At 70.3% G+C, this 24,620-nt stretch carries 26 protein-coding genes; 12 read left to right on the top strand and 14 right to left on the bottom strand.

Annotated features, from left to right (window positions below; genetic code table 11):
• Nucleotides 1-34 precede the first annotated feature (34 nt).
• A complete protein-coding gene (locus ACO2Q3_RS10250) occupies nt 35-1,468 on the bottom strand; it encodes a coniferyl aldehyde dehydrogenase (RefSeq protein WP_423306467.1) in 1,434 nt (477 codons plus the stop codon).
• A 163-nt stretch (nt 1,469-1,631) separates the two neighbouring features.
• On the opposite strand from ACO2Q3_RS10250, the gene ACO2Q3_RS10255 reads away from it, so the two are divergent.
• The 4 genes from ACO2Q3_RS10255 to ACO2Q3_RS10270 all read left to right on the top strand — a co-directional run bounded on the left by ACO2Q3_RS10255 (nt 1,632) and on the right by ACO2Q3_RS10270 (nt 5,905).
• The gene (locus ACO2Q3_RS10255) at nt 1,632-2,687 is read left to right on the top strand and encodes a GGDEF domain-containing protein (RefSeq protein WP_423306468.1); all 1,056 of its coding nucleotides are present in this window, start codon (nt 1,632-1,634) and stop codon (nt 2,685-2,687) included.
• A gap of 230 nt (nt 2,688-2,917) precedes the next feature.
• Nucleotides 2,918-4,456 carry a tetratricopeptide repeat protein gene (locus ACO2Q3_RS10260; protein ID WP_423306469.1) on the top strand — a complete coding sequence of 513 codons (1,539 nt, stop codon included), beginning with the start codon at nt 2,918-2,920 and terminating at the stop codon, nt 4,454-4,456.
• Between the two features lie 55 nt (nt 4,457-4,511).
• Complete coding sequence (locus ACO2Q3_RS10265) at nt 4,512-5,081, top strand: TetR/AcrR family transcriptional regulator (RefSeq protein WP_423306470.1); 570 nt, start codon at nt 4,512-4,514, stop codon at nt 5,079-5,081.
• A gap of 41 nt (nt 5,082-5,122) precedes the next feature.
• A complete protein-coding gene (locus tag ACO2Q3_RS10270) occupies nt 5,123-5,905 on the top strand; it encodes a lysophospholipid acyltransferase family protein (protein ID WP_423306471.1) in 783 nt (260 codons plus the stop codon).
• A gap of 244 nt (nt 5,906-6,149) precedes the next feature.
• On the opposite strand, the gene ACO2Q3_RS10275 is transcribed toward ACO2Q3_RS10270, so the two are convergent.
• The 9 genes from ACO2Q3_RS10275 to ACO2Q3_RS10315 form a co-directional block, all read right to left on the bottom strand.
• A complete protein-coding gene (locus ACO2Q3_RS10275; protein WP_423306472.1) occupies nt 6,150-6,536 on the bottom strand; it encodes a HesB/IscA family protein in 387 nt (128 codons plus the stop codon).
• Nucleotides 6,537-6,564: 28 nt separating this feature from the next.
• A complete protein-coding gene (locus ACO2Q3_RS10280) occupies nt 6,565-6,924 on the bottom strand; it encodes an SUF system Fe-S cluster assembly protein (protein ID WP_423306473.1) in 360 nt (119 codons plus the stop codon).
• A complete protein-coding gene (locus ACO2Q3_RS10285; protein WP_423306474.1) occupies nt 6,924-8,141 on the bottom strand; it encodes a cysteine desulfurase in 1,218 nt (405 codons plus the stop codon). Before ACO2Q3_RS10285 ends, ACO2Q3_RS10280 begins: the two co-directional genes overlap by 1 nt.
• Entirely contained in the window at nt 8,138-9,172 is a 1,035-nt protein-coding gene (gene sufD / locus ACO2Q3_RS10290; RefSeq protein WP_423306475.1) for a Fe-S cluster assembly protein SufD, read from the bottom strand. The genes ACO2Q3_RS10285 and sufD overlap by 4 nt, the downstream gene beginning before the upstream one ends.
• Nucleotides 9,169-9,933 (bottom strand): Fe-S cluster assembly ATPase SufC, encoded by a 765-nt coding sequence (gene sufC, locus ACO2Q3_RS10295; RefSeq protein WP_423306476.1) that lies wholly within the window; start codon nt 9,931-9,933, stop codon nt 9,169-9,171. Before sufC ends, sufD begins: the two co-directional genes overlap by 4 nt.
• A gap of 159 nt (nt 9,934-10,092) precedes the next feature.
• On the bottom strand, nt 10,093-10,464 hold the full coding sequence (locus ACO2Q3_RS10300; protein WP_423306477.1) for a VOC family protein: 372 nt from the start codon (nt 10,462-10,464) through the stop codon (nt 10,093-10,095).
• On the bottom strand, nt 10,461-11,927 hold the full coding sequence (sufB, locus tag ACO2Q3_RS10305) for a Fe-S cluster assembly protein SufB (RefSeq protein WP_423306478.1): 1,467 nt from the start codon (nt 11,925-11,927) through the stop codon (nt 10,461-10,463). Before sufB ends, ACO2Q3_RS10300 begins: the two co-directional genes overlap by 4 nt.
• Nucleotide 11,928: 1 nt before the next feature.
• On the bottom strand, nt 11,929-13,053 hold the full coding sequence (locus ACO2Q3_RS10310; protein WP_423306479.1) for a cysteine desulfurase family protein: 1,125 nt from the start codon (nt 13,051-13,053) through the stop codon (nt 11,929-11,931).
• Complete coding sequence (locus tag ACO2Q3_RS10315) at nt 13,053-13,502, bottom strand: Rrf2 family transcriptional regulator (RefSeq protein ID WP_423306480.1); 450 nt, start codon at nt 13,500-13,502, stop codon at nt 13,053-13,055. Before ACO2Q3_RS10315 ends, ACO2Q3_RS10310 begins: the two co-directional genes overlap by 1 nt.
• Before the next feature lie 164 nt (nt 13,503-13,666).
• Between ACO2Q3_RS10315 and ACO2Q3_RS10320 the strand changes: the two genes are divergently transcribed.
• A complete protein-coding gene (locus tag ACO2Q3_RS10320) occupies nt 13,667-14,317 on the top strand; it encodes an alpha/beta hydrolase (protein ID WP_423306481.1) in 651 nt (216 codons plus the stop codon).
• Nucleotides 14,318-14,329: 12 nt separating this feature from the next.
• Here the strand turns inward: ACO2Q3_RS10320 and ACO2Q3_RS10325 are convergent, their stop codons facing one another.
• On the bottom strand, nt 14,330-15,016 hold the full coding sequence (locus tag ACO2Q3_RS10325; protein WP_423306482.1) for a TetR/AcrR family transcriptional regulator: 687 nt from the start codon (nt 15,014-15,016) through the stop codon (nt 14,330-14,332).
• Between the two features lie 157 nt (nt 15,017-15,173).
• Between ACO2Q3_RS10325 and ACO2Q3_RS10330 the strand changes: the two genes are divergently transcribed.
• From ACO2Q3_RS10330 to ACO2Q3_RS10340, 3 genes are read left to right on the top strand one after another with little or no spacing between them, the layout of a single operon-like run.
• Entirely contained in the window at nt 15,174-15,644 is a 471-nt protein-coding gene (locus ACO2Q3_RS10330) for a nuclear transport factor 2 family protein (protein ID WP_423306483.1), read from the top strand.
• Nucleotides 15,641-16,480 (top strand): ergot alkaloid biosynthesis protein, encoded by an 840-nt coding sequence (locus ACO2Q3_RS10335; RefSeq protein WP_423306484.1) that lies wholly within the window; start codon nt 15,641-15,643, stop codon nt 16,478-16,480. The genes ACO2Q3_RS10330 and ACO2Q3_RS10335 overlap by 4 nt, the downstream gene beginning before the upstream one ends.
• A 22-nt stretch (nt 16,481-16,502) precedes the next feature.
• Complete coding sequence (locus ACO2Q3_RS10340) at nt 16,503-17,651, top strand: serine hydrolase domain-containing protein (RefSeq protein WP_423306485.1); 1,149 nt, start codon at nt 16,503-16,505, stop codon at nt 17,649-17,651.
• Nucleotides 17,652-17,674: 23 nt separating this feature from the next.
• On the opposite strand, the gene ACO2Q3_RS10345 is transcribed toward ACO2Q3_RS10340, so the two are convergent.
• Complete coding sequence (locus tag ACO2Q3_RS10345; RefSeq protein WP_423306486.1) at nt 17,675-18,784, bottom strand: anhydro-N-acetylmuramic acid kinase; 1,110 nt, start codon at nt 18,782-18,784, stop codon at nt 17,675-17,677.
• Between the two features lie 27 nt (nt 18,785-18,811).
• Nucleotides 18,812-19,120, bottom strand: coding sequence for a hypothetical protein (locus ACO2Q3_RS10350; protein WP_423306487.1), 309 nt, complete (start codon nt 19,118-19,120; stop codon nt 18,812-18,814).
• 177 nt (nt 19,121-19,297) lie between these two features.
• On the opposite strand from ACO2Q3_RS10350, the gene tyrS reads away from it, so the two are divergent.
• From tyrS to ACO2Q3_RS10370, 4 genes are all read left to right on the top strand, one after another.
• On the top strand, nt 19,298-20,575 hold the full coding sequence (tyrS, locus tag ACO2Q3_RS10355) for a tyrosine--tRNA ligase (RefSeq protein WP_423306488.1): 1,278 nt from the start codon (nt 19,298-19,300) through the stop codon (nt 20,573-20,575).
• 216 nt (nt 20,576-20,791) lie between these two features.
• Nucleotides 20,792-21,256, top strand: a complete 465-nt coding sequence (locus ACO2Q3_RS10360) for a peroxiredoxin (RefSeq protein ID WP_423306489.1) — start codon at nt 20,792-20,794, stop codon at nt 21,254-21,256.
• Nucleotides 21,257-21,545: 289 nt separating this feature from the next.
• Nucleotides 21,546-22,709: a peptidoglycan DD-metalloendopeptidase family protein gene (locus ACO2Q3_RS10365; protein ID WP_423306490.1), complete on the top strand. Its 1,164-nt coding sequence runs from the start codon at nt 21,546-21,548 to the stop codon at nt 22,707-22,709.
• Nucleotides 22,710-22,851: 142 nt separating this feature from the next.
• Nucleotides 22,852-23,247: a bactofilin family protein gene (locus tag ACO2Q3_RS10370; RefSeq protein ID WP_423306491.1), complete on the top strand. Its 396-nt coding sequence runs from the start codon at nt 22,852-22,854 to the stop codon at nt 23,245-23,247.
• Nucleotides 23,248-23,449: 202 nt separating this feature from the next.
• Here ACO2Q3_RS10370 and prfB read toward each other — a convergent pair.
• A protein-coding gene (prfB, locus tag ACO2Q3_RS10375) for a peptide chain release factor 2 (RefSeq protein WP_423306492.1) occupies nt 23,450-24,572 on the bottom strand; the annotation gives its coding sequence in 2 pieces (ribosomal slippage) (nt 23,450-24,502 and nt 24,504-24,572; 1,122 coding nt in all).
• Between the last annotated feature and the right edge of the window lie 48 nt (nt 24,573-24,620).

Genomic DNA, 24,620 nt, shown 5'->3' on the forward strand with positions numbered 1-24,620 from the left:
CGTGAGAGGGTGAGGGGCCGCGCCGGCCCCACCCCTACCGCGTGATCGAGCCCGACAGGAACTTGCGGAACGCCGGACCATACGGCGGGCGCATGGCGGCCAGCTGGGGCAGGTCCTTCTTCAGCTGGGTGTAGATGGCCTTGCGGTGGCTGAATTCCTTGAAGCCGTCGAAGCCGTGGTAGCTGCCCATGCCCGAGGGTCCGACGCCGCCGAACGGCAGCTCCTCCTGGGCGACGTGGAAGATCACGTCGTTGACCGTCACCCCGCCGGAGGTGGTGCTGTTCAGCACCGTCTCCTGTTCGGCCGCGTCGTCGCCGAAATAGTAAAGCCCCAGCGGCCGGTCGTGGGCGTTTACGTAGCCCACCGCCTCCTCGACGGTCTTGTAGGTCTTCACCGGCAGCACAGGGCCGAAGATCTCTTCCTGCATCACCTTCATGTCGTCGGTCGGGTCGATGATCAGCGTCGGCGCGATCTTGCGGTGCTCCTGCTGGGTCAGGTCCTCGTCGTCCGGCTTCAGTTCGATCACCCGGGCGCCCTTGGTGCGGGCTTCCTCGATGTAGCCCATGATCCGGTCGTAATGCCGCTGGGCGATGATCGCGGTGTAGTCCGGGTTGTCCTTGATGGTGGGGAACATGGTCCGCACCGCCCCGCTGGCCTCGTCGACGAAGCGCTCGAGATTTTCCGCCGGGGCCAGCACGTAGTCGGGGGCCAGACAGATCTGGCCGGCGTTGAGCGTCTTGCCGTTCATGATCCGCGCGGCGGCGGTCTTCATGTCCGCCGAGCGGCCGAGGATCACCGGGCTCTTGCCGCCCAGCTCCAGGGTCAGGGGCACCAGGTTCTCGGCCGCCGCCTTCATCACGTGGCGGGCGATCGAGGTGGCGCCGGTGAAGATCAGATGGTCGAAGGCGAGGCCGGCGAAGGCCTGGCCCTCTTCCGGCCCACCGGTGATCACCGCGATCTCCTCGGGGGCGAACACCGAGCCGAACATCCGCGCCATCAGCTCGGAGGTGGCGGGGGTGTATTCCGAAGGCTTGATCATCGCCCGATTGCCGGCGGCCAGCACCCCGGCCAGCGGCATGAAGGTCAGGTTCACCGGGAAGTTCCAGGGGCTGATCACCCCCACCACGCCCTTGGGCTGGTAGCGCACCTCGGCCTTGGCGCCGAACAGGCCGAGGATCGCCGGCGTGGTCTTGCGCTTCTCCGGCTTCATCCAGGTCTTGAGCCGCTCCTTGGCGTGCTTCAGCGCGCCGAGCGACGAGGCGACGTCGGTGAAGGCCGTGGCCTCACGCGAGCGTGAGCCGAAGTCCTCGTTCAGCGCATCCTCAATCTGGGTTTGATAGTCGACCAGCAACCCGATGCAGCGGTTGATGCGGTCGATCCTCAGCTCCGCCGTCGGCGCACCGTCGCGCAGGTGCGCAGCCTTTTGCCGCTCAAGGATCTGCTGCATTTCGGCGGGGGCGTCGGCCATCGCGGGTCTCCCGATCTGAACAGCGTTCAGAGTGGCAGGAGCCGATGTCGGGCACAAGACGAACGCCGCGTCAGCTTAACCGGTCGTTTGAAGTCTCACGGCTATGGTTGCCGGCAGTTCGTGGGCCTGTGCAAAACGCGCCGGCCCAGTCGGTGAGGATCTGATGGCGGCCGAAGTCGAAACCACCCTGCGCGGGCCCAAGGCCTATTCCGTGGCGCGGGCGGCGATCGAGATGATGGAATCGGCCAAGGTCTGGCCGACCGCGCTGAACTTCGAGCTGTGGACCTACCTGGTCGCCGATCCCAACAGCGCGCTCGCCAAGGAGATCCAGCGCCTGCTGGAATCTGGCGAGACGATCACCGACGTGATCGCCGAGGAGCTGGCCGCCACCTACCTGCCCAAGGCCAAGCTGAACGAGCAGATCCGCGACGCCGGCGACGTGCTGACCAAGGAACTGGCCGCCGTCTCCGAAGCGATCCACTCGGCCAAGATGCACAACGCCGCCTACGGGGCCACCCTGGCCGGCGCCACCAAGGACCTCAGCGGCGAGCTCAAGGTCGACGCCCTGAAGGCGATGGTCGGCAACCTGACCAGCGCCACGCGCCAGGTGCAGCGCCACAACGCGTCGCTGGAAAAGCGCCTGGCGGAATCTTCCGAGGAGGTCGCGCGCCTGAAGGAGCACCTGGAGCAGGTGCGCCGCGACGCCACCACCGACGGCCTGACCAACCTCGCCAACCGCAAGGCGTTCGACGAGGAGCTGGAGCGCGCCTGCATCGAGGCCGACGCCCATCAGGGCATCGTCACCCTGGCGGTGCTCGACATCGACCACTTCAAGTCGTTCAACGACACCTGGGGCCACCAGACCGGCGACCAGGTGCTGCGCTATGTGGCCAGCGTGATCGGCCGGGTCGGGGCGCCGCCGCGCTTCGCCGCCCGCTACGGCGGCGAGGAGTTCGCCATCATCTTCGCCCAGGAGAGCCAGCGGCAGGTCGAGCGGACGCTGAACGACATCCGCACCGAGGTGTCCTCGCGGATGCTCAAGCGCCGCTCGACCAACGAGGACCTGGGCGCCATCACCATCTCCGCCGGCTTCGCCGAACGCCGCGCCGGCGAGGCGATCCACGCGGTGGTCGAGCGGGCCGACCGGGCGATGTACGTGTCCAAGCGCACCGGTCGCAACCGGGTGACCAACAGCGACCAGATGGCCGACGCCGCCTGACCGGGCGGCAAAGGCGTCGTTCTCCAGATTTATTTGATGTCGCCTGTGCGACGGGCCTGAACCGCGCCTGTCATATTGCCCCGCAGCGGCGCCGCCAGCGGGCGCGTAGCGGCAGGATTGAAGCCTGCGCTTCATGACTTTCATGTCCAGGCCGACACTGTGACACGACGGTTTCAGGACGTTCGGACAGCTGAGATCACGCCGCGAGAATCCTTGCCCACGCAAGGATCATGCGCCACCGCCCGCCACGCCTGCCGGACGCCTACGACGAGGGCCAGGCCCTGGCCCGCGCCGGACGCCACGCCGAGGCCATCGAGCGCTTCGGACGGGCCCTGGCCCGACGGCCCGACGATCGCGACACCCTCTACGCCCTGGGCCGGACCGCCGAGGCGGTCGGCGATACGGCGGCGGCCGAGTCGTTCTACCGCCGGGTGCTGGACCTGGCGCCGGACCAGCTGGAGGCGCTGGTCGCCCTGGCCAACCTGCTTCGGGCCGGCGCCCGCGCCGGCGACGCCATCGCCCTGCTGCAACCCGCCATCCGCCGCGCGCCGGGCAAGGCGGACCTCTGGATGACCCTGGGCTCGGCCGTGCGAGAGACCGGGGACGCCGTCAACGCCGAGATATTCTACCGCGAGGCCCTGCGCCTGGCCCCGCGCTCCGGCGCGGTCGTCGGCAACCTGGCCGAACTGCTGGCGGACGCCGGCGACCTGGACGGCGCCCTGGCGCTGTGTGAGCGCGCGGTGCGACTGGATCCGCGCAGCGCCCAGGCCCGCCTGAACCGGGGCCTGCTGCGGCTGCAGGCCGGGCAGCTGGCGGAGGGATGGCGCGACTACGAGCAGCGCCTGCGCATCCCCGGCCGCGCGATCCTGGCCGACCATGGCCTGCCCGCGTGGCAGGGCGATACGCGGCGGGGTCTGAGGCTGCTGTTCACGGCCGAACAGGGGGTGGGTGATCAGCTGATGTTCGCCAGCCTGATCCCGGAGCTCGCCGCCCGCCTCGCCGCCGGCGGCGGCCGGCTGGTGCTGGAGGCCGAGCCGCGGCTTGTCCCGCTGTTCGAACGCTCGTTCCCCGAGGCGCGCGTCGCCGCCTGGGACCTGAAGACCATCGGCGGCCAGACCCGGGCGGCCTACGGCTGGCTGGAGGCCGCGGGCGGCGCGGACGCGGTGATGGCGTTGGGCTCCCTGCCCGCCCTGCTGCGGCCGGCGATGGACGCCTTCCCCGACCGCCACGCCTATCTGGCGCCCGACCCGGTCGAACGGGCTCGGTGGCGCGCATGGCTGACGGCGTCGGGTCCGGGTCCACACGTTGGCGTCTCCTGGCGCAGCGGCCTGAGCGGTGGCCTGCGCGAGCGCGAGTACGCGCCGCTGGACGCCTGGGCCGCGTTCATCCGCGACCTGCCGGGCAGCCCGGTGATGCTGCAGTACGGCGCGGGCGGCGCCGAGATCGAGGCCCTGGCGGCGGCGAGTGGGCGGTCGATCCTGGTCCCGCCCGGCCTCGACCAGCGGATGGACCTGGACCGCACGGCCGCCCTCGCGGCCGGCCTGGATGCCGTGATCTCGGCGCCGACGGCGACGGCCTGGTTGGCGGCGGCCGTGGGGACGCCGACGCTCAAGCTGCTGTACAAGGACAGCTGGACCGCGTTCGGCGGCGAGCACGAGCCGTTCGCCCCGGCCTGCCGGCTGGTGCGCGCGCCGGCCGCGGGCGACTGGGCGGGCGCCTTTGCCCTGGCGCGCACGGTGCTGGCGGCCGCCCTGACGTCGCCGCCCTAAAGAGTAAGTGAGCGCTCACTTGCATTGACCGGGGCGGTCTGCTATCTCTCGCTTCATGAGCAGACCAAGCACCGCCAAGCCGCGCATCGACGCCGCCGCCATCACCCTGTTCACCCAGGTCGGCGTGGACGGCGCCACGACCAAGGAGATCGCCGCCCTGGCGGGGGTCTCGGAAGGCGCGATCTATCGCCATTACAAGTCCAAGGACGAGCTGGCGATCACCCTGTTCATGGGCGTGCATCGGCGCCTGTCGACCCTGGTGGCCGAGGCCGCCGCTTCGGCCAGGGGCATAGACGCCAAGGCCGCCGCGATCGTCTCCGCCTATTGCCAGGTGGCCGACGAGAACTGGCCGCTGTTCGTGTTCCACATGCTTTCGCTGCACCGCTTCCTGCCGTTCTACCAGGAGGACGGTCAGGACCCCGTCAGCGTGGTGGAGAACATCCTCAAGCGGGCGATGATGGACTGCGAGGTCGAGCCGGCCGACCCGCGGGTGGTCGCCGCCATGGCCATCGGCGCCATCGTCCAGACCGCCCAGAACAGGGCCTATAACCGCATCGACGGGTCGATGACCGCCCACGCGCCGCTGATGACCGCGGCGGTGAAGGCCATCCTCCACGCCCGATAGACCCTCCCCTTCCCCTCGCCTGACAAGGACAGAGCGCCGCCATGCGCAGCTTCGCCTTCGCCGTCGCCTACTGGGTGATGAGCATCTTCTACGCCCTCATGACCGCCATCCTGGCCCTGCTGCCCGGCCGCGGACCGATGGGCTTCGCGCTGCGGCTCTACAGCCAGCGCATGCTGTGGGCCCTGCGCTGGTTCGGCGGGGTAAAGGTTGAGGTGAAGGGCAAGGAGCGCCTGCCCGACGGCGCCTTCATCATCGGCGCCAAGCACCACTCCTGGGGCGACGGCTTCGTGATGTTCGCCAACGTGCCGAACCTGGTGTTCGTCACCGGCGACCACCTGGAGCGCATTCCGCTGCTGCGCGGCATCCTGAAGAAGTTCGGCGCCATCGTGGTGGACAACTGCGGTGGTCCGGAAGCGCGCCGCGCCCTGACGGAAAAGGCCGCGGCGGCCCACGCGGACGGCCGGCGCATCCTGATCTATCCGGAGGGCAACCTCGCCAAGCCGGGCGAGCACTTCCGCTACCGCACCGGCGTGTTCCACATGTACCGCGACTTCGACCTGCCGGTCGTGCCGGTGGCCACCAACCTGGGCGTCTTCTGGACCCAGACCGAGCACCACAAGACCCCCGGCGTCGCCACGGTGGAGTTCCTCGACCCCATCCCGCCCGGTCTGGGCCGCGCCGAATTCATGGCGCTGCTGGAAACCCGGGTGGAGACCCGCACCCAGGAACTGATCGCCCAGGCCACCGGCCAGCCGGTCCGCCCCTCGGTGCTGGTGCCGACGCCGGACGAGCTGAAGAAGCTGGGCGAGGCGCAGGTGGCGTAGTGCCTGCAATTTCACGGCCGTCACCCTCGGGCGTCAGTCCCGAGGGTCCAGGCACGCGTGAGAACGGGCGGCGCGCTTCGAAGGGCGCGCCACGACGGAGCGGTTGCCGCCATGCGACGCTCCGCTGCCGCTCGCGACTTCGCTTCACGTGTTCATGGATCCTCGGGACTTACGCCCGAGGATGACGGTGAGAGTGGGGACGACGGTGAGAAGGCGAATGGCAAGGCCACCACCGTCGTCGCCCTCAGTCCTCGTCGACCTTCGCCGGGATGATGGTGACGCTCTCGCCGCAGCCGCAGGCGTCGGTCTCGTTGGGATTGCGGAACACGAACTTGGACGACAGGCGGCTGATCTCGTAGTCGATCTCGGTGCCGATCAGGAACAGCACCGCCTTGGGCTCGATCAGGATCTGCACGCCCTTGTCGCTCACCACCTCGTCCAGCGGATCGGCGGCATCGGCATAGTCCAGGACGTATTCCTGGCCGGCGCAGCCGCCGTTCTTCACCCCCACCCGCAGGTAGGGCTTGTCGCCACGGGCGATGATCTCCTTCACGCGCTCGGCGGCGCGCTCGGTGAGCGAGACGACCTGGGGTCGCGGGCGGCGGGGACGGGGCTGAACCTGGACTTCCATGACGGGGATATGGGGATCCTGTTCTAGTTTAGAACATGTTGAGTTCGAGCTTGGCCTCGTCGGACATCAGCGACGGGTCCCACGGCGGCTCGAACACGATGTTGACGGTGCACGACTTCAGGCCCGGGATTTCCATCACCGCATCCTGCACCCAGCCCGGCATCTCGCCGGCCACCGGACAGCCCGGCGCGGTCAGGGTCATGTCGATGACCACGTCCTTGTCGTCCGAGACGTCGACCTTGTAGATCAGGCCCAGCTCGTAGATGTCGACCGGGATCTCCGGGTCGTAGACCGTCTTCAGCTTCTCGACGAGCTGATCGGTGATGGCGTCCAGCTCGGCCTGCGGCAGGGCGGAGACGGGTGCGGGGGATGCGGAAGCGTCGTCCATCAGGCGAAAAAGGTCCTGGTCCTGTTGAGGGCCTCGACGAAGGCGTCGGCCTCCTCGAGGGTGTTGTAGAGGGCGAAGGAGGCGCGGGCCGAGGCGGTGACGCCGAAGCGCCGCATCAGGGGCTCGGCGCAGTGCGTGCCGGCCCGCACGGCGATGCCGTAGCGGTCGAGTATCTGGGCCACGTCGTGGGCGTGGGCGCCCTCCATGGCGAACGAGAAGATCGCGCCCTTGCCCGGCGCCGTGCCGATCTCGGTGATCCAGTTGGCCCCGTTCAGCCGTTCCTTCACCCGGTGATAGAGGGCGTGCTCGTGGGCGGCGACGGCGTCGCGGTCGAGGGTGTCCAGCCAGTCGATGGCCGCGCCCAGGCCGATCGCCTCCAGGATCGGCGGCGTGCCGGCCTCGAAGCGGTGCGGCGGGTCGGCGTAGGTGATCGCCTCCTCGGTGACCACACCGATCATCTCGCCTCCGCCCTGGTAGGGCGGCAGGGCGGCCAGGCGCTCGGCCTTGCCGTAGAGCACGCCGATCCCCGTGGGGCCGTACAGCTTGTGGCCGCTGTAGGCATAGAAGTCGACGTCCAGCGCCTGGACATCCACCTTGGCGTGGACCACCGCCTGGGCTCCGTCCAGCAGCACCAGGGCGCCGGCCGCGTGGGCCTCGTAGACGATCTCGGAAACCGGATTGATGGTGCCCAGCACATTGGACATGTGCGAGGCGGCGACCATGCGGGTCTTCGGGCCCAGCAGCCGGCGGAAGCCTTCCATGTCCAGGCTGCCGTCCTCGCGCACGGGCGCGAAGCGCAGCACCACCCCCAGCCGTTCGCGCAGGAAGTGCCAGGGCACGATGTTGGCGTGGTGCTCCATCTGGGTGAGCACGATCTCGTCGCCGGCCTTCAGCGACTGGCCGAACGACGAGGCCACCAGGTTGATCGCCTCGGTGGTCCCCTTGGTGAAGACGATCTCCTGGGCGCTGGCGGCGTTGATCAGCCGCCGGGCGCTCTCGCGGGCCTTCTCGTAGGCGTCGGTGGTCTCGTTCGCCAGGCTGTGGATGCCGCGGTGGACGTTGGCGTAGGCGTGCTCCATCGCCCCGGCCATGGCCTGGATGACCGCCCGCGGCTTCTGCGCCGAGGCGGCGCTGTCGAGGTAGATCAGCGGCTTGCCATGCACCTCGCGGCCCAGGATCGGGAACTCGGCGCGGATCGTGTGAGGATCGAAGCTCATTGCGCCGCCCCCAGCCGCCCGGCCACCCAGGCGCGGACGATCTCGCGGGCGCCGGCGTGCTCGATGCGGTCGACCACCTCGCCGACGAAGGCTTCGGTCAGCAGGGCGCGGGCCTCGGCGTGCGGGATGCCGCGCTGCTCGGCGTAGAACAGCGCTTCCTCGTCCAGGGCCCCGACCGTGTTGCCGTGGGCGCACGAGACGTCGTCGGCGTAGATCTCCAGCTCCGGCTTGGCGTCGACCTCGGCGCGGTCGTCCAGCACCAGGGCGTGGTGGCCCATGCGGGCGTCGGTCTTGTCCGCCCCGTGGGCGACGATGATGCGGCCCTGGAACACCGCGCGGGCCTGGTCCTTGACCACGCCCTTGACCAGCTGGTCGGTGGTTCCGTCGACCCCGGCGTGGGTGACGACCGTGGTGATGTCGGCATGCCGGCGGCCGTCCAGCAGATAGACGCCGTCCAGGCGAACCGATGCGCCCCCGCCCGGGTGGGCGACGTGGGTCTCCAGGCGCTGGCGGCGCGCCCCCGCGGCGATCACCGTCTGGGCGAACGAGGCCCCAGGCTCCAGGGTCACGTCACAGCGCACGACGCTCACCGCGTCCTCCGGCTCGTCGGTCAGGACGATGCGCTCGATCGATCCACCGGTCTTCACCGACAGGGTGAAGTCGATCTCGGAAAGATAGCCCGATCCCAGCCCCTCATAGGTCTCCAGGATCACCAGCCGGCCCTTGCTGACCTCCATGCGCGGCGGCGCGGCGTGGGCGCCGGCGTCGGCGGCGGCGATGAAGCGCACCGCCACGACCTGTTCCTCGCCCCGGGCCAGGGTGATGCTGGTGCGCAGCTCGCCGTTGCTGACGATCACCACCTCGTCGGCCAGGCCGTCGAACAGGCCGGGCGCGAAGGGACCGACGTTGGTCGGCGAGCGCGGCGGAAGCGTGCGCACCAGGCCGCGCAGGTCGGTCCAGCGCCAGTCCTCGTCGCGGCGCGACGGCAGCTCGGCGAGGTCGCCCGTCTCGATGGCCGTGCGCAGGCTCATGCCACGGCCTCGACCACGCCCTTGGGCAGGTACTTGTCGTAGCCCTCGCGCTCCAGCTCCAGCGCCAGCTCCGGCCCGCCGGAGGCGACGATGCGGCCGGCGGCCAGCACGTGCACGCGGTCGGGGCGGATATAGTCCAGCAGGCGCTGGTAGTGGGTGATCACCAGCATCGAGCGGTCGGGGCCGCGCAGGGCGTTGACGCCCTCGGAGACGATGCGCAGGGCGTCGATGTCCAGGCCGGAGTCGGTCTCGTCGAGGATGGCCAGCTTCGGCGCCAGCATGGCCATCTGCAGGATCTCCATCCGCTTCTTCTCGCCGCCCGAGAAGCCGACGTTCAGCGGCCGCTTGAGCATGTCGAAGTCGATCTTCAGCTCGCCCGCCTTGCTGCGGGCCAGGCGCAGGAAGTCCGGCGCGGAAATCTCCCCCTCGCCGCGCGCCTTGCGCTGGGCGTTGAGCGCCGTGCGGATGAAGGTCAGGGCGGGAACGCCCGGGATTTCCGTGGGATACTGGAACGACAGGAAGACGCCGCGCGCCGCCCGCTCGCTGGGCTCCAGGGTGGTCAGTTCCTCGCCGTTCAGCACCGCCGAGCCGGCGGTCACCGAATAGCCCGGCCGCCCGGCCAGGGCGTAGCTCAAGGTCGACTTGCCGGCCCCGTTCGGCCCCATCACCGCATGCACCTCGCCCGACGGCACGAAGAGGCTGAGGCCCTTGATGATCGCCTTGTCGTCGACGGAAACGTGGAGGTTTTCGATGGAAAGCATTGGTCTCATTTCAAAAAACGACTGTCATCCCGGACGGCGCGCAGCGACGATCCAGGATCGCCAGGGCGCCGGCGCCGGCCGCCATGATCGGCGGCAGCGCTTCCGGCGGTCCCGGATAAGCGCTTCGCGCTTTCCGGGATGACAGTGGGAGCGGGCGGGTCATGCCGCCTCCACGGGTTGCAGGAACTCGAGGCGGTTCCCGAACGGGTCATAGATGTAGATGCGCTCGAAACCCTCGAGCAGGTCGTCGTCGATCACCTCGTAGCCGCCGGCGCGGGCCCGATCGGCCAGACCCTGGACGTCGTCCACCTGGAAGGCGATGTGCGCCTTGCGCGCGGGGTGGAAGGGCTCCTCCACGCCGCAGTGCAGCTTGACCGCCTCGCTTTCGAACCAGCACCCGCCGCGCTTGGCCAGTTCCGGAGGCTTGGGCTGCTCGGGCAGGCCCAGCAGGCCCTCGTAGAACTCCCGCGCCCGGTTCTCCGCGCCGCGGGGGATCGCCACCTGGGCGTGATCGATGAACTGCAGGGTCATCCGACACTCCCCTCCAGCGAGATCGCCACCAGCTTCTGGGCTTCGACGGCGAACTCCATGGGCAGCTCCTGGAGCACGTCCTTGACGAAGCCGTTGACCAGCAGCTGCACCGCCTCCTCCTGGGAGAGCCCGCGCTGCATGGCGTAGAACAGCTGGTCCTCGGACAGGCGCGTGGTGGTGGCTTCGTGCTCGAACTTGGCCGAGGCGTTGCGCGCCTCGATGTACGGGGTGGTGTGGGCGCCGCAGTCCTTGCCGATCAGCAGACTGTCGCACTGGGTGAAGTTGCGCGCGCCCTTGGCCTTCGGGTGCGCCGAGACCAGGCCGCGGTAGGTGTTCGACGAGTGGCCGGCCGAGATGCCTTTGGAGATGATCCGCGAGCGGGTGTTGGCGCCCAGATGGATCATCTTGGTGCCGGTGTCGGCCTGCTGGCGGTTGTTGGTGATGGCGATCGAATAGAACTCGCCGGAAGACCCCTCCCCGCGCAGCACGCAGGACGGATACTTCCAGGTGATCGCCGAGCCGGTCTCCACCTGGGTCCAGCTGACCTTGGCGCGGTCGCCGCGGCAGTCGGCGCGCTTGGTGACGAAGTTGTAGATGCCGCCGCGCCCCTCGGCGTCGCCGGGGTACCAGTTCTGCACCGTGGAATACTTGATCTCGGCGTCGTCCAGCACCACCAGCTCGACCACCGCCGCGTGCATCTGGTTCTCGTCGCGCATCGGCGCGGTGCAGCCTTCCAGGTACGAGACGTAGGCGCCCTTGTCGGCGATGATCAGGGTGCGCTCGAACTGGCCGCTCTCGGCCGCGTTGATGCGGAAATAGGTGCTGAGCTCCATCGGGCAGCGCACGCCCGGCGGCACGTAGACGAAGCTGCCGTCCGAGAACACCGCGCTGTTCAGGCAGGCGAAGAAGTTGTCGCTGACCGGCACCACCGTGCCCAGGTACTGGCGCACCAGGTCGCCGTGCTCACGGATCGCCTCGCTCATCGAGCAGAAGATCACCCCGGCCTCGGCCAGCTCCTTCTTGAAGGTGGTGACCACCGAGACGCTGTCGAACACCGCATCGACCGCATAGCGCGGCGCGCCCTCGACCCCGGCCAGCACCGCCTGTTCCTTCAGCGGGATGCCGAGCTTGGCATAGGTGGCCAGCAGCTCCGGATCGACCTCGTCCAGGCTCTTGGGGCCCTCCTTGGTCTTCGGCGCGGCGTAATAGTAGGCGTCCTGGTAGTCGATCTCGGGAAAGTCGACCCGGGCCCAGTGCGGCTGCTCCAGCGCCAGCCAGCGCTGAAACGCTTCCAGCCGCCACTGCAGCATCCAATCGGGCTCGTTCTTCTGCGCGGAGATGTAGCGCACCGTCTCTTCGGAGAGGCCCTTGGGCGCCATCTCCTGTTCGATCTCGGTGACGAAGCCGTGCTTGTAGCGCTCCAGCTCGGCGACGCTCTGAACGGTTTCCTTGACGGCGGCCATCTTACGCTACCTCTCGCCGGCGCGCGGCGTGGCGCGCGTGGGCTTCAATCCAGGCGTCGCCGAAGCGCCGCCAATCCTCTTGCGTGGTGTCCCAGCCGCCGCTGACGCGGATCACGCACGGCGCCAGGTCCGGGTGGCCCATGGACTCCACCACGTGGCTGGCCTTGACCTTGCCCGACGAGCAGGCTGCGCCGGCGCTGATCATCACCCCGGCCAGGTCCAGGTTCATCACCTGCAGGCCGGATTCGAAGCCCGGCGCGGCCAGGCACAGCGTCTGCGGCAGGCGCGGCGCGCCCGCGCCGATCTGCACGGCGGCCCCGGCCACCCGCTCGGCGGCGGCGTCGCGCCAGGCGGCCTGGGCGGCCAGCGCTTCCAGCCCCGCCTGTGCAGCCTGGGCGGCCGCGCCGAAGCCGGCGATGCCGGGAACGTTCTCGGTGCCGGAGCGGCGGCCACGCTCCTGGCCCCCGCCCTGCATGCGGCGCGTGATCTTGGCGCGCTCGCCGGCGGCCAGGGCGCCGACGCCCTGCGGCCCGCCCAGCTTGTGCGCCGAAAGCGCCATCGTGTCCGCGCCCAGGGCGTTGAAATCCACGGGAATCTTGCCGGCCGCCTGCACGGCGTCGACGTGCAGCCAGCCCTCGGCGGCGCGCACCAGGGCGGCGGCGGCGGCGACGGGCTGGATCACCCCGGTCTCGTTGTTGGCCAGCATCAGGCATACCAGCGGCCGGCCCGGCGCCCGCAGCGCCGTCTCCAGCCAGGCCAGGTCGGCGACGCCCTCGCCGTCCACCGGCCAGGTCTCCACCGGCAGGCCGCTGGCCCGGGCGCTCTCGACCACCGCCTCGTGCTCGGTCGCGCCGACGATGATCCGCTCATAGCCGGCCAGCACGGCGCTCTCGATCGCCAGGTTGCTGGCCTCGGTGCCGCCGCTGAGGAAGGTGATCGAGCCCGGCTTGACCCCGACCAGGGCGGCCACGGCTTCGCGCGCGGCCTCGACCGTGGCGCGGGCGGCGCGGCCGGTCGCGTGGATCGACGAAGGATTGCCGCCGGCGATCATCGCTTGGGTGACCGCCGCGATCGCCTCGGGGCGCACCTTGGCGGTGGCGTTCCAGTCCAAATAGACGCCGGCCATCAGGCGGCCCTCGCCGGCTCGGGACCGGTCTCGCCCGGACGCAGCCGCCCGGCGAGCACGTCGGCCAGGGAGACGGAGGCCAGATAGTCGTGGATCGCCCGGCCGGTCTGCTCCCACAGGTCGTGCGTCAGGCAGCGGGCGCCGCCGTGCATGCAGCCGGTCTCGCCGCCGCCGCAGCGGGTGGCCTTCAGCGGCTCGTCCACCGCGGCGATCACCTCCGCCACGCTGATCGCGCCGGCCTCCCGGCACAGCTGGTAGCCGCCGCCGGGTCCGCGCACGCTGCGCACCAGGCCGGAGCGGCGCAGGCGGGCGAAGATCTGCTCCAGGTAGGGGTGCGAGATCTGCTGGCGTTCGGCGATGTCGGCCACGGTGACGGCGCGGGCGCAGTCACGCTGCGCCAGGTCCGTCATCGCCATGACCGCGTAGCGTCCGCGGGTGCTGAGCTGCATGCTCTCGATCCGTCGCAATTTTCTCGCTTTTTCGGGCGGCTTCTTGCTACAAGCCGCCGCCCCGCGAGACCCCTGGGCCGTTCAGGGCCCTTGCGGGGCATGTAGGAAAACCAAGCGCGGCGGTCAAGTATTCCGGGACCGCTTCGCCGAGACCAGGTGTCTGAATGCCCGAGATCGTGCTCACCGGCGCCGCCGGACGCATCGAAGCCCGCTATTCCCAGCGCAAGGAGGAGACCGCTCCCATCGCGCTGATCCTGCATCCGCACCCACGGGCGGGCGGGCACATGGACAATCCGGTGGCCGTGCAGCTGTTTCACCTGTTCATGAAGCGCGGCTTCAACGTGCTGCGCTTCAACTTCCGCGGCGTCGGCCGCAGCCAGGGCGAGTTCGATTCCGGCATCGGCGAGCTGGCGGACGCCGCCACCGCGCTCGACTGGCTGCAGTCCTCGCATCCGGCGGCCTCGCAGTGCTGGGTGGCCGGCTACAGCTTCGGCGCCTGGATCGGCATGCAGCTGCTGATGCGCCGCCCCGAGACCGACGGCTTCATCAGCGTCTCGCCGCCCACCAACGCCTACGACTTCTCGTTCCTGGCCCCCTGCCCGGCCTCAGGCCTGATCCTGCACGGCGCCAACGACACCGTGGTGCCGCCGGTCGAGGTCGAACGCGTGGTCTCCAAGCTGCGCACCCAGAAGGGCATCGTCATCGACTACGACCTGGTCGAGGGCGCCAACCACTTCTGGAACGACCAGCTGAAGGAAGTCGAGACCCGCGTCGGCGCCTACCTCGACAAGCGCCTGGAAGCCAATCCGATCTGATCCGGCGAGGCGCTAGCGCCCTGCCGCTCCGGTGATCCGCGCGATCGCCGCGTCCAGCGCCGCCTGTTCGGCCGGCTCCGGCGGCGCCGGCTCCTGGCCCAGCAGCGCCCTCAGCCGCACGGTGTTGGTGGTCAGGCTGACCACCAGCCGCGCCTCGGCCGCCACGTCGACCGCGGTCATCAGGCCGTCGGCGATGCAGGCGTTCAGGTAGTCGGCCAGCACCTTTTCCGTCGCCAGCACCGTCGCCCGGTAGAGGGCGGCGCCGAATTCCGGGTGGCGCTCGGCCTCGGCGATGACGATGCGCTGGAACCGCGCGCTGCCGGGCTCGGCCACCGCCGCGCGCAGGCGCTGGACGAAGGCGGCCAGACCCGCGGCCGGCGGCCTCTGCAGGCTGCCCGCGCTGGGCAGGGTGTCGATGAACTGGCCGCTGGCGAAGGCGATCACCTCGGCGAACAGCGCCTCCTTGGAGCCGAAGTGGTCGTACACCGTGCGCCGGGTGACGCCCGCCGCCTGCGCCACCTGATCCAGGCTGGCCAGGTGATAGCCCTGGCGGAAGAACACGTGCTTGGCCGCCGCCAGGATCTCGCGCCGGCGCGCCTGCGAGGCCGCCGTGCGGCCCCACTTGCCGGCCCCCTGGCCCAAGGCCGGCGCCTCGCCGGCCACCGGCGTCCGGCCCAATGCCTCGTCCTTCGCCGCCATCCCCTCACGCCCTTTCGCCCGGCCGCAACACGGCCGCTTGACATCGACCACTTTACTTCACAGTGTTGTAAAGTTCCAGTGCCCGACGGACGCTAGCACGCTGGCGAGCGATCCCGAAGGCCGGACCCCTGTCCCATTCCTGCCGAAGGAGCCGGCCATGAGCGACGACGACCACATCCGCCAGGCCACGCTGCACGTGGTCGCCCAGTACCAGGCCCTGCTGAGCCAGGGCCGATGGGATGAGTGGATCGGACTGTGGGCCGAGGACGGCGAACTGGACTTCCCGTTCGCCCCCGCCGGGCGCCAGCGGCTGTACCGCGGCCGCGAGGCGATCTTGCGCTACATGCGGGCCGCCTCCGGCAAGATGGTGATCGAGGCCGTGGCGAGCGCCCGGCTGATCCCGGCGCAGGATCCGCGGGTGGCGGTGGCGGAGCTCAGCATCCGCGGCCATGCGGCGGAGGGCGGGGCGCCCTACGATCAGAGCTATGTGCTGGTGTTCGAGACCGAGGACGGCCTGCTCAAGCGCTACCGCGAGTACTGGAACCCGCTGGTGTCCATCGACGCCTTCGGCGGGCGCGAAGCCTGGACCGCGCACTTCGGCTTCCCGGCCGCGGACGCGGCCGCGTGAGCGGCCCCATCCTGGTCACCGGGGGCACGGGCAAGACCGGGCGTCGCCTGGCCCTGGCCCTGGCCGCGCGCGGCGCCCGGCCGCGGCTGGCCAGCCGCACGGCCGAGGGGCCCGACACCGTACGCTTCGACTGGAACACGCCGGCGACCTGGGAGCCGGCGCTCAGCGGCGTCGGCGCGGCCTATCTGCTGGCGCCTCAGGCGGCACCGGAGACGATCGCCGCGGTGATCGCCTTCAGCGACCGCGCCATCGCCGCCGGCTGCCGTCGGCTGGTGCTGCTCAGCGCCTCGCTCCTGCCGCTGGGCGGGCCCGGTCACGGGCAGATTCACGCCTGGCTGGCCGAGCATGCGCCGGAGTGGGCGGTGCTGCGGCCCAGCTGGTTCATGCAGAACTTCAGCGAGGGGCAGCTGCTCGGCCCTATCCGCGCCGAGGGGGCGATCTACACCGCCGCCGGCGACGGCAGGGTCGGCTTCGTCAGCGCCGACGATATCGCCGCCTGCGCCGCAGCCTGTCTGACGGTCCCGGAACCGCCGAACCGGGACGCCATCCTCACCGGCCCCAGGGCGATCAGCTATGACGAGGCCGCAATGATCGTCAGCCGCGTGTCGGGCCGGCCGGTGACGCATCACCGGATCGGCGCGGACCAGCTTGCCGCCCGCCACCTCGACCACGGCCTGACGCCGGCGGCGGCCCAGGGCCTGGCGATGATGGATCTGGCCATCGCCGCGGGCGCGGAAGACCGGACCACCGGTGAGGTGCAGGCGCTGACGGGCCGGCCCCCGATCGCGTTCGAAGACTTCGCCCGGGCCGCGGCCGCCTCCTGGACCCTGGCCTGAAATCCCCCAAAGGAACCCTCAGATGATCCGTATCGACCGTCCCGGCGACATTCCGCGCGCCGATCGGAGCCACTGGCGCGAGGCGCCCTTCAGCCGCTGGAGCTTCAGCCACACGCCGCAGGTGCTGGCTTGCGCGCCCGTCGCCCCGGCCGCCGAGCCGCGCCCGCTTCCCGAGGCGCCGGCCGACCTGGCCGGCTTCAGCGTGCAGGCCATGGATGGCCAGGCCCTGGACCTGGCCGGCTGGCTCACCGCCACCGCCACCGACGCCATCGTGGTGCTGAAGGACGGCCGGCTGGTGTTCGAGGCCTATGCCGAACCCTGTGGCCCCCACCAGCCGCACATCTTCATGTCGGCCACCAAGTCGGTCACCGGCCTGATCCTGGGCCTGCTGGCCGAGGCCGGAACCGTGGATGTGGCGGCGCCGGTGGAGACCTATGTCCCCGAGGTGGCGAACGGTCCTTACGCGGGCGTCTCGCTGCGCTGGCTGACCGACATGCGTTCGGCCGTACCCTACGACGAGGCGCGGCTGGCGGCCTACGCCGAGGCCAGCGGCTGGGAGCCGCGGGGCGCCCGCGCCGACCTGGCGGCCTTCTTCGCCGGCCTCGAGGGCCCGCCCGCCGCCCCGCCCAGCCCGTTCACCTACCTCTCGGGCAACACCGACCTGCTTGGCATCGCGATGGAGCGAGCCAGCGGCAAGACTTTCGCCGCCCTGGTCGAAGCGCTGATCTGGCGGCCGATGGGCGCGGCCGACACCGCCTTCATCACCCTGGACGAGGCCGGCGCGCCCCGCTGCACCGGCTGCGGCACGGCGCGGGACATGGCGCGGCTGGGCCTGCTGGTGTTGGAGGACGGCGTCCGCGACGGCCGGCAGATCCTGCCCGCGGCCTGGCTGGAGGACATGCGCCAGGGGGGCGACCGCGAGGCCTGGCGCACCGGCCAGTGGGCGCCCGCCTTCGAGGGCCGCGTCACCCGCTATCGCAGCGGCTGGTACGTGAACGATGGGCCGCCCGGGATGATCTTCGCCATGGGCGTCCACGGCCAGAACCTGTTCGTCGACCGCGACGCCGGCCTGGTGGTGGCCAAGCTGTCGTCCCAGGCCCAGTTCTTCGACTTCGCCGCCGACCAGCTGACCCACGCGGGAGTGGCCGAGCTGCGACGGCGACTTGGCTAGAGGCGCCCCGCACAGGAAAGGCTCTAGGGTCGCACCACCCTGCCCCCGCTCATCGGCGCCGGAACGCCGGTGGTGCCGGGGAAGCTGATCGGCAGGTCCATCACCGTGCGGGCGGCGAGGTAGGCGAAGGCCTCGGCCTCGATGGAGTCGCCGCGCCAGTGCGCGTCCTCGGCCGGGATCACCGGCAGCACCAGGCGCTGCTGGATCGCCTGCATCAGCACGGGGTTCGAGCGGCCGCCGCCGCTGACCACCAACCGCAGCGGGGCCTGCGAGGCGGTGCGCACGCCGCGGGCCACGGCCTCCGCGGCGAAGGCGGTCAGGGTGGCGGCGGCGTCCTCGAGGCTGAGATGCGCCACCGGCTCCAGCGAGAAGTCGAAGCGGTCCAGCGACTTCGGGCCCGTGCGGCTGAAATAGGGGTGGGCCAGATAGGCCTCCAGCACCGCCTGGTCGACGGTTCCCGCCCGGGCGGCGGCGCCGTCGTGATCGTAGCGATGTCCCGTGCGCGCCTGCATCAGGAGGTCGATCATGCCGTTGGCCGGGCCGGTGTCGAAGGCCTCCAGAGTCCCGTCGGACTTCACCAGGGTCACATTGCCCACGCCGCCCAGGTTCAGCACCGCGGCCGGCTGGTGAAATCCGGAGAAGCGCACCAGGGCCGCGTGGTAGATCGGCGCCAGCGGCGCCCCCTGCCCGCCCGCGGCCACGTCGTCGGTGCGAAAGTCGTAGACCACCGGCAGGCCAAGCGCGCTGGCCACCCGCTGGGCGTCGATCAGCTGCACCGTGCGGCCCACGGGCCGGCCGGGGATCGGCGGCTCGTGCAGCACCGTCTGGCCGTGAAGGCCGATGAAGTCGAGGTCCTCGGGCAGCAGGCGATGCTCGGCCATGAAGGCCTCTGCGGCGGCGATGTGCTCGTCGGCGATGGCGCGGGCGGCCACGGCGAAAGCCTCTGGCTCGGGCGCGCCCTGCGGCCACTGGAAGGCGGCCGTGATCGCCGCCTCCACCAGGGCGCGGCAGCCGGGGTCCAGCTTCTTCTCGCCGGCCGGCCCGAAGCCGAGGATCTCCTCGCCGTCGGTCTCCAGCACCGCCATGTCGACCGCGTCGAGGGAGGTGCCGGTCATGAAGCCCAGGATACGCATCGAATTTCCCTACGCCGTCGCCACCGCTCAGAACATCCTCATGTGGAAGGTGGCCAGCAGATAGACGACCACCCCGACGGGCGCCGCGGCCAGGGCCATCGCCGCAAGCAGCCATCCCCGTCGCCGCATCCACCAGGCCAGCGCCGTCGGCAGCGCCAGGACGCTCAGGCCGAAGCCGAGCACCGGCCAGTCCATGTCCAGCACCCCGTCACGGCTGGCCACCATCCAGTCGAACACCAGGGCCGCGCCGGTAAACAGGCTGCACAGGCCCAGCCAGATCGTCGCCAGCGCCCTGCCCATCATCGCGCCCCCGTCGGCCCCGACCTTGACTGCCACACCCCCGAGCCGGTATCCAGCCGCCCATGACCGCCAGCGCCCGCCTTCGCCGCCGCTATTACCGCTCGCAAATCTAGCGAGCGGCCGGTCAGTCACGCCCAGCCGCCAGATGGTCGGCGTCGGGCTCTTGCCAAGAGACGGTCTCCGGCCGAAAGCCAGCCCTTCGAGGAGACCTGCATGCCAGCCGAAGCCGATCTTTCCACGTTCAGACCCAAGTCCGAGTTCCTGAAGGTTCTGCTGGAGCGCGGCTACGTGCACCAGTGCACCGACCTGGAGGCGCTGGACGCCGCCGCCGCGTCCGGCGTGGTGACGGCCTACGTCGGCTACGACTGCACGGCGGATTCGCTGCACATCGGCCACCTGATCTCGATCATGATGCTGCGCTGGTTCCAGAAGACCGGCCACCGGCCGATCGCGCTGATGGGCGGGGGCACCACCAAGGTCGGCGATCCCACCGACAAGGACCAGCAGCGACCGCTGCTGACCGAGGCGGTGATCAATGCGAACCTGGCGGGCATCCAGAAGACCTTCGACAAGTTCCTGACCTTCGGATCTGGACCGAAGGACGCCGTGCGCGTGAACAACGCCGACTGGCTGGAAAAGCTGGGCTACGTGGAGTTCCTGCGCGACTACGGCGTGCACTTCACCATCAACCGCATGCTGACCTTCGACAGCGTCAAGCTGCGGCTCGAACGCGAGCAGCCGCTGAGCTTCCTCGAGTTCAACTACATGCTGATGCAGGCCACCGACTTCCTGGAGCTGAACCGCCGCTACGGCTGCACCCTGCAGATGGGCGGCTCCGACCAGTGGGGCAACATCATCAACGGGGTCGAGCTGGTGCGCCGGGTCGAGGGCAAGCAGGCATTTGGCCTGACCACGCCGCTGCTGACCACCGCGTCGGGCGAGAAGATGGGCAAGACCGTCGGCGGGGCCGTGTGGCTGAACGCCGACCGGCTGAGCCCGTACGACTACTGGCAGATGTGGCGCAACACCGAGGACGCCGACGTCGGCAAGTTCCTGAAGCTGTTCACCGAGCTGCCGCTGGACGAGGTCGCCAGGCTGGCCGCGCTGCAAGGCGCGGAGATCAACGAGGCCAAGAAGATCCTGGCCAACGAGGCCACCACCCTGCTGCACGGCCGCGAGGCCGCGGAAACGGCGGCGGCGGCGGCCAAGGCGGCGTTCGAGGAGGGCCGCGTCACCGGCGACCTGCCCACGGTGGAGATCTCCGGGACCGAGCTTGAGGTCGGCGTGCCGATCGCCAACGTCGCGGCCGACGCCGGCCTGGCCAGCTCGCGCGGGGAAGCCCGGCGCCTGGCCCAGGGCGGCGGCCTGCGGGTCAACGACCAGGTGGAGAAGGACGCCCAGCGCCTGCTCACCCCGGCCGACCTCAACCCGCAGGGGGTGATCAAGCTCGCCGCCGGCAAGAAGAAGATCGTGCTGGTCCGCCCGGTCTAGTGGGCGCGCCTAGCCCTCTCCACATCAACGATGGGGAGAGGGTTGGGTGAGGGGCTGGCGCCGCCGGCTCTCCCTCTCCGAAAGGCCCGTCACGCGGAAACACCCCCTCACCCAACCCTCTCCCCGCAAGCGGGGCGAGGGCTGGAAGCTTGACGGCCGGCGCCGGCTACGATTGGGCTTTCAGCTCTCGGTCCGCGCACCTTCGGAGCCTGCCCCATGACCCTCGCCGCCGGCGACGCCGCCCCCGACTTCGACATGCCCGCCGACGAGGGCCGGGTGTCCCTGGCCGGGCTGAAGGGCAAGACGGTGGTGCTGTATTTCTACCCGAAGGACGACACCACAGGCTGCACCAACGAGGCCCTGGGCTTCACCGCCGCGGCGGACGACTTCGCCAAGGCGAACGCGGTGGTGGTCGGGGTGTCCAAGGATACGGCCGCCAAGCATGCGAAATTCCGCGCCAAGTACGACCTCAAGCCCCTGCTGGGCTCCGACGCCGAGGGCGACGTGGTGGAGCGCTACGGCGCCTGGGTGGAGAAGAGCCTCTACGGCCGCAAGTACATGGGCATCGACCGCTCCACCTTCCTGATCGACGGCCAGGGGGTGATCCGGCGAATCTGGCGCAAGGTGAAGGTGCCCGGCCACGTCGCGGCGGTGTTGCAGGCGGCGCAGGAAATCGCCTGAGGCGAGCAAGGCTGGCGCCGGCGCACGCGATCCGTCCGGCCAAGGCGCCATAAAGTCGGCCTCCCGCGTCGCAATATTCGCCCCGTGAAGCACCGCTTACAGACGGTCGTCGACTTGCGCTGTGCTTGCGCAACACCTTGCGAAACTGCGACTTCGCGCCGCCCAACATGTGGTTGAATTAGGGCTTTTGTAACCCATCGACCGACGGTCGCCGATGGCCGCTTGCGCTTTCGATTCGGATGGGCGCATATCGCGACGTCTTCAGAAATAGTTTGGGTACCCCGACGCAATGAGCCTCAGACGCTTCACGCGCCTCGCCCGTTCGCTTACGGACCTCTTTCCAGAACGTCACCTCTATGTCCGCTCCGGCGGCGAGATGCACAGCTACGTTCTGTCCACCGGCAAGCAGCTGACCCTGGCCGGGATCGTCGCCGGCTGCGCCCTGTGGATGGGCGTCTCCACCGCCGCCCTGATCGCCGGCGCCCTGACCCAGTCGCACAGCGAGCGCGAGGTGGCGCTGACCCAGGCCAAGTACGAGCGTTGGATCGCCGACCGCCAGGCGCGGCTGAACAGCGCCATGGCCCAGCTGAACACCTCGTCCACCTCGTTCGACGATCTGGCCACCACCATGGAGAAGCGCAACCAGGCGCTGGCCCTGCTACTGACCCAGGCCAAGGGCCAGCCGGGCGCCGTGCAGGCGCTGGAGCCGGCCCTGGTGGCCGCCACGACGGACGGCAAGGGCACGCCGATGCAGCGCATCCAGGCGGTGCGCGCCGACCAGGAGCGGCTGATCGAGGCCACCGAGACCTTCGCCAAGAACCGCGCCGATCGGCTGCGGCTGGCCTTCCGCCTGGCGGGGCTGGACCCGGCGGTCTACGCCGGCCGCGGCGACGCCCTCGGCGGGCCGCTGATCGAGGCCAAGGACCCGCGCGCCCTGGGCGCGGTGCTGGACGTGGACGCCGGCTTCGCCGAGCGCATCCAGCACGTCGCCTCCGACCTCTCGGACGTGCGCGGCCTGTCGCAGTCGGCGCAGGACCTGCCGCTGGCGCGGCCCACCACCAACACCTCGGAATCCAGCGGCTTCGGCGTGCGCGAGGATCCGTTCACCGGCCACCCGGCCTTCCATTCCGGCCAGGATTTCGCCGGCGCCCTGATGACCCCGGTCGCCGCCACCGCTCCCGGCGTGGTGTCGTTCACCGGCCAGCGCACCGGCTATGGCAACACCGTCGAGATCGACCACGGGCGCGGCTTCAAGACCCGCTACGCCCACCTGGCCGCGATTTCGGTTTCCGTGGGTCAGCACGTCTCGCTCGGTCAGAGGATCGGCGGGATGGGCTCCACGGGCCGCTCCACCGGCCCGCACCTGCACTATGAAGTGTGGGTCAACGGGCGCCCCCAAAACCCCCTCCGCTTTGTGAAGGCCGGCGACTATGTTCAGCAAGACGTCCAATAACCCCCCGCAAAACACGCCCCCCGCGCCGCAGCCCCCGGCTCCGCAGCCGACCGCGACGCCCGCTCCGACCTCGGCCACGGCGACGCCGGCCGCGGCTCCCGCCGCTGCGCCTGCGCCTCGCCAGCAACAGAAAGGCGCTTCCGTGCTCTCTTCTGACCTGACCATCGAAGGCAACATCTCCGGCGGCGGCGAGCTGCAGATCGACGGAGTGATCAAGGGCGACGTGCGCATCGAGCGCGTGACCGTCGGCGAAGGCGGCCAGGTCGACGGCGGCATCTATGCCGAAGCCGTCGAGGTGCGCGGCAAGGTCAGCGGCTCGATCACCGCCAAGCAGGTCCGCCTCTACGGCAACTGCCACGTGGATGGCGACATCACCCACGAGCAGCTGGCCATGGAAACCGGCGCCTTCTTCCAGGGCCGCTCCCTGCGCCTGCAGCGCGCCGCCCCGGCGCCGACCCCGGCCCCTGCCCCGCGCCCGGAACCGCCCAAGGACACCGCCCCCAGCGGCCTGGCGCCGAAGCCGACCGTCGCGCCGTAGGATTCGACCGGCGGGCGTCGATCACGCCCGCCGCCCCCTCCCCGTCCCCCCGGCCGCAGCGAAGCGGAGAGCCGGGGCCAGCCGGGCCGGTCCACAGCTGGATATCGTCTAGGTGGCTGAACCGCCGGCCCCGGATCTGCGGCGCTCCGCGCCTTGTCCGGGGTGACGAGAAGGGATGTCGGCCCTCCCCGTCCCTCAGACCCTACGCCTCCGCAGCGTCCCGGGTGGCGCCGACCTTCTGCGCCAACGAGGCGGCCATGAAGGCGTCGAGGTCGCCGTCGAGCACGCCGGCGGTGTCGGAGGTCTCGACGTTGGTGCGCAGGTCCTTGACCATCTGGTAGGGCTGCAGGACGTAGCTGCGGATCTGGTGGCCCCAGCCGATGTCGGTCTTCTGGTCCTCGACCGCCTGGGCGGCCGCCTCGCGCTTCTGCAGCTCCATCTCGTAGAGGCGCGCGCGGAGCATCTTCCAGGCCTGTTCGCGGTTCTGGTGCTGCGAGCGCTGGCTCTGGCTGGCCACCGCGATGCCCGTGGGGATGTGCGTCAGGCGCACGGCCGAGTCGGTCTTGTTGATGTGCTGGCCGCCGGCGCCGGAGGCGCGGTAGGTGTCGGTGCGCACGTCGGACGGATTGATCTCGATCTCGATCTTGTCGTCCACCACCGGGAACACCCATACCGAGGCGAACGAGGTGTGCCGCCGGGCGCTGGAATCGAACGGCGAGATGCGCACCAGGCGGTGCACGCCGGCCTCGGTCTTCAGCCAGCCATAGGCGTTGGTCCCCGAGACCTTCAGGGTGCACGACTTGATGCCGGCGGTCTCGCCCGCGGTCTCTTCGATCACCTCGACCGCCATGTCGTGGGCGTTGGCCCAGCGTGTGTACATGCGCATCAGCATCAGCGCCCAGTCCGCGGACTCGGTGCCGCCGGCGCCGGAGTTGATTTCCACGAAACAGTCGGCGCTGTCCGCCTCGCCGGAGAGCAGCGCCTCCAGCTCGGCTCGGGCCGCCTGGATCTTCAGGTCGGCCAGCTGGGCGGCGGCGTCGTCCAGCGAGGCCTGGTCGCCCTCCGCCTCGGCCATCTCGGCGAATTCCACCGCGTCGCTGAGCTCGCGCTCCAGCCGCTGCACCGCGCCGACCGAGTTGGCCAGCTGGGTGCGCTCGCGCATCACCGCCTGGGCCGCCTCGGCATTGTCCCACAGGGTCGGATCCTCGACCCGGGCGTTCAGCTCATCGAGTTTTCGAAGCGCCGGTTCCCAGTCAAAGTCTCCTCCTGAGCAGTCCGATGGACTGCTCGATGTCGGCCGCAGCGGCCTCGACATCCGCACGCATGATCGCGTTCCTCTAGATTCCCGATGAGCCGAACCCACCGGCAGGGCG

It is taken from the genome of Caulobacter sp. KR2-114 (assembly GCF_049446115.1).
Classification (GTDB): domain Bacteria; phylum Pseudomonadota; class Alphaproteobacteria; order Caulobacterales; family Caulobacteraceae; genus Acaudatibacter.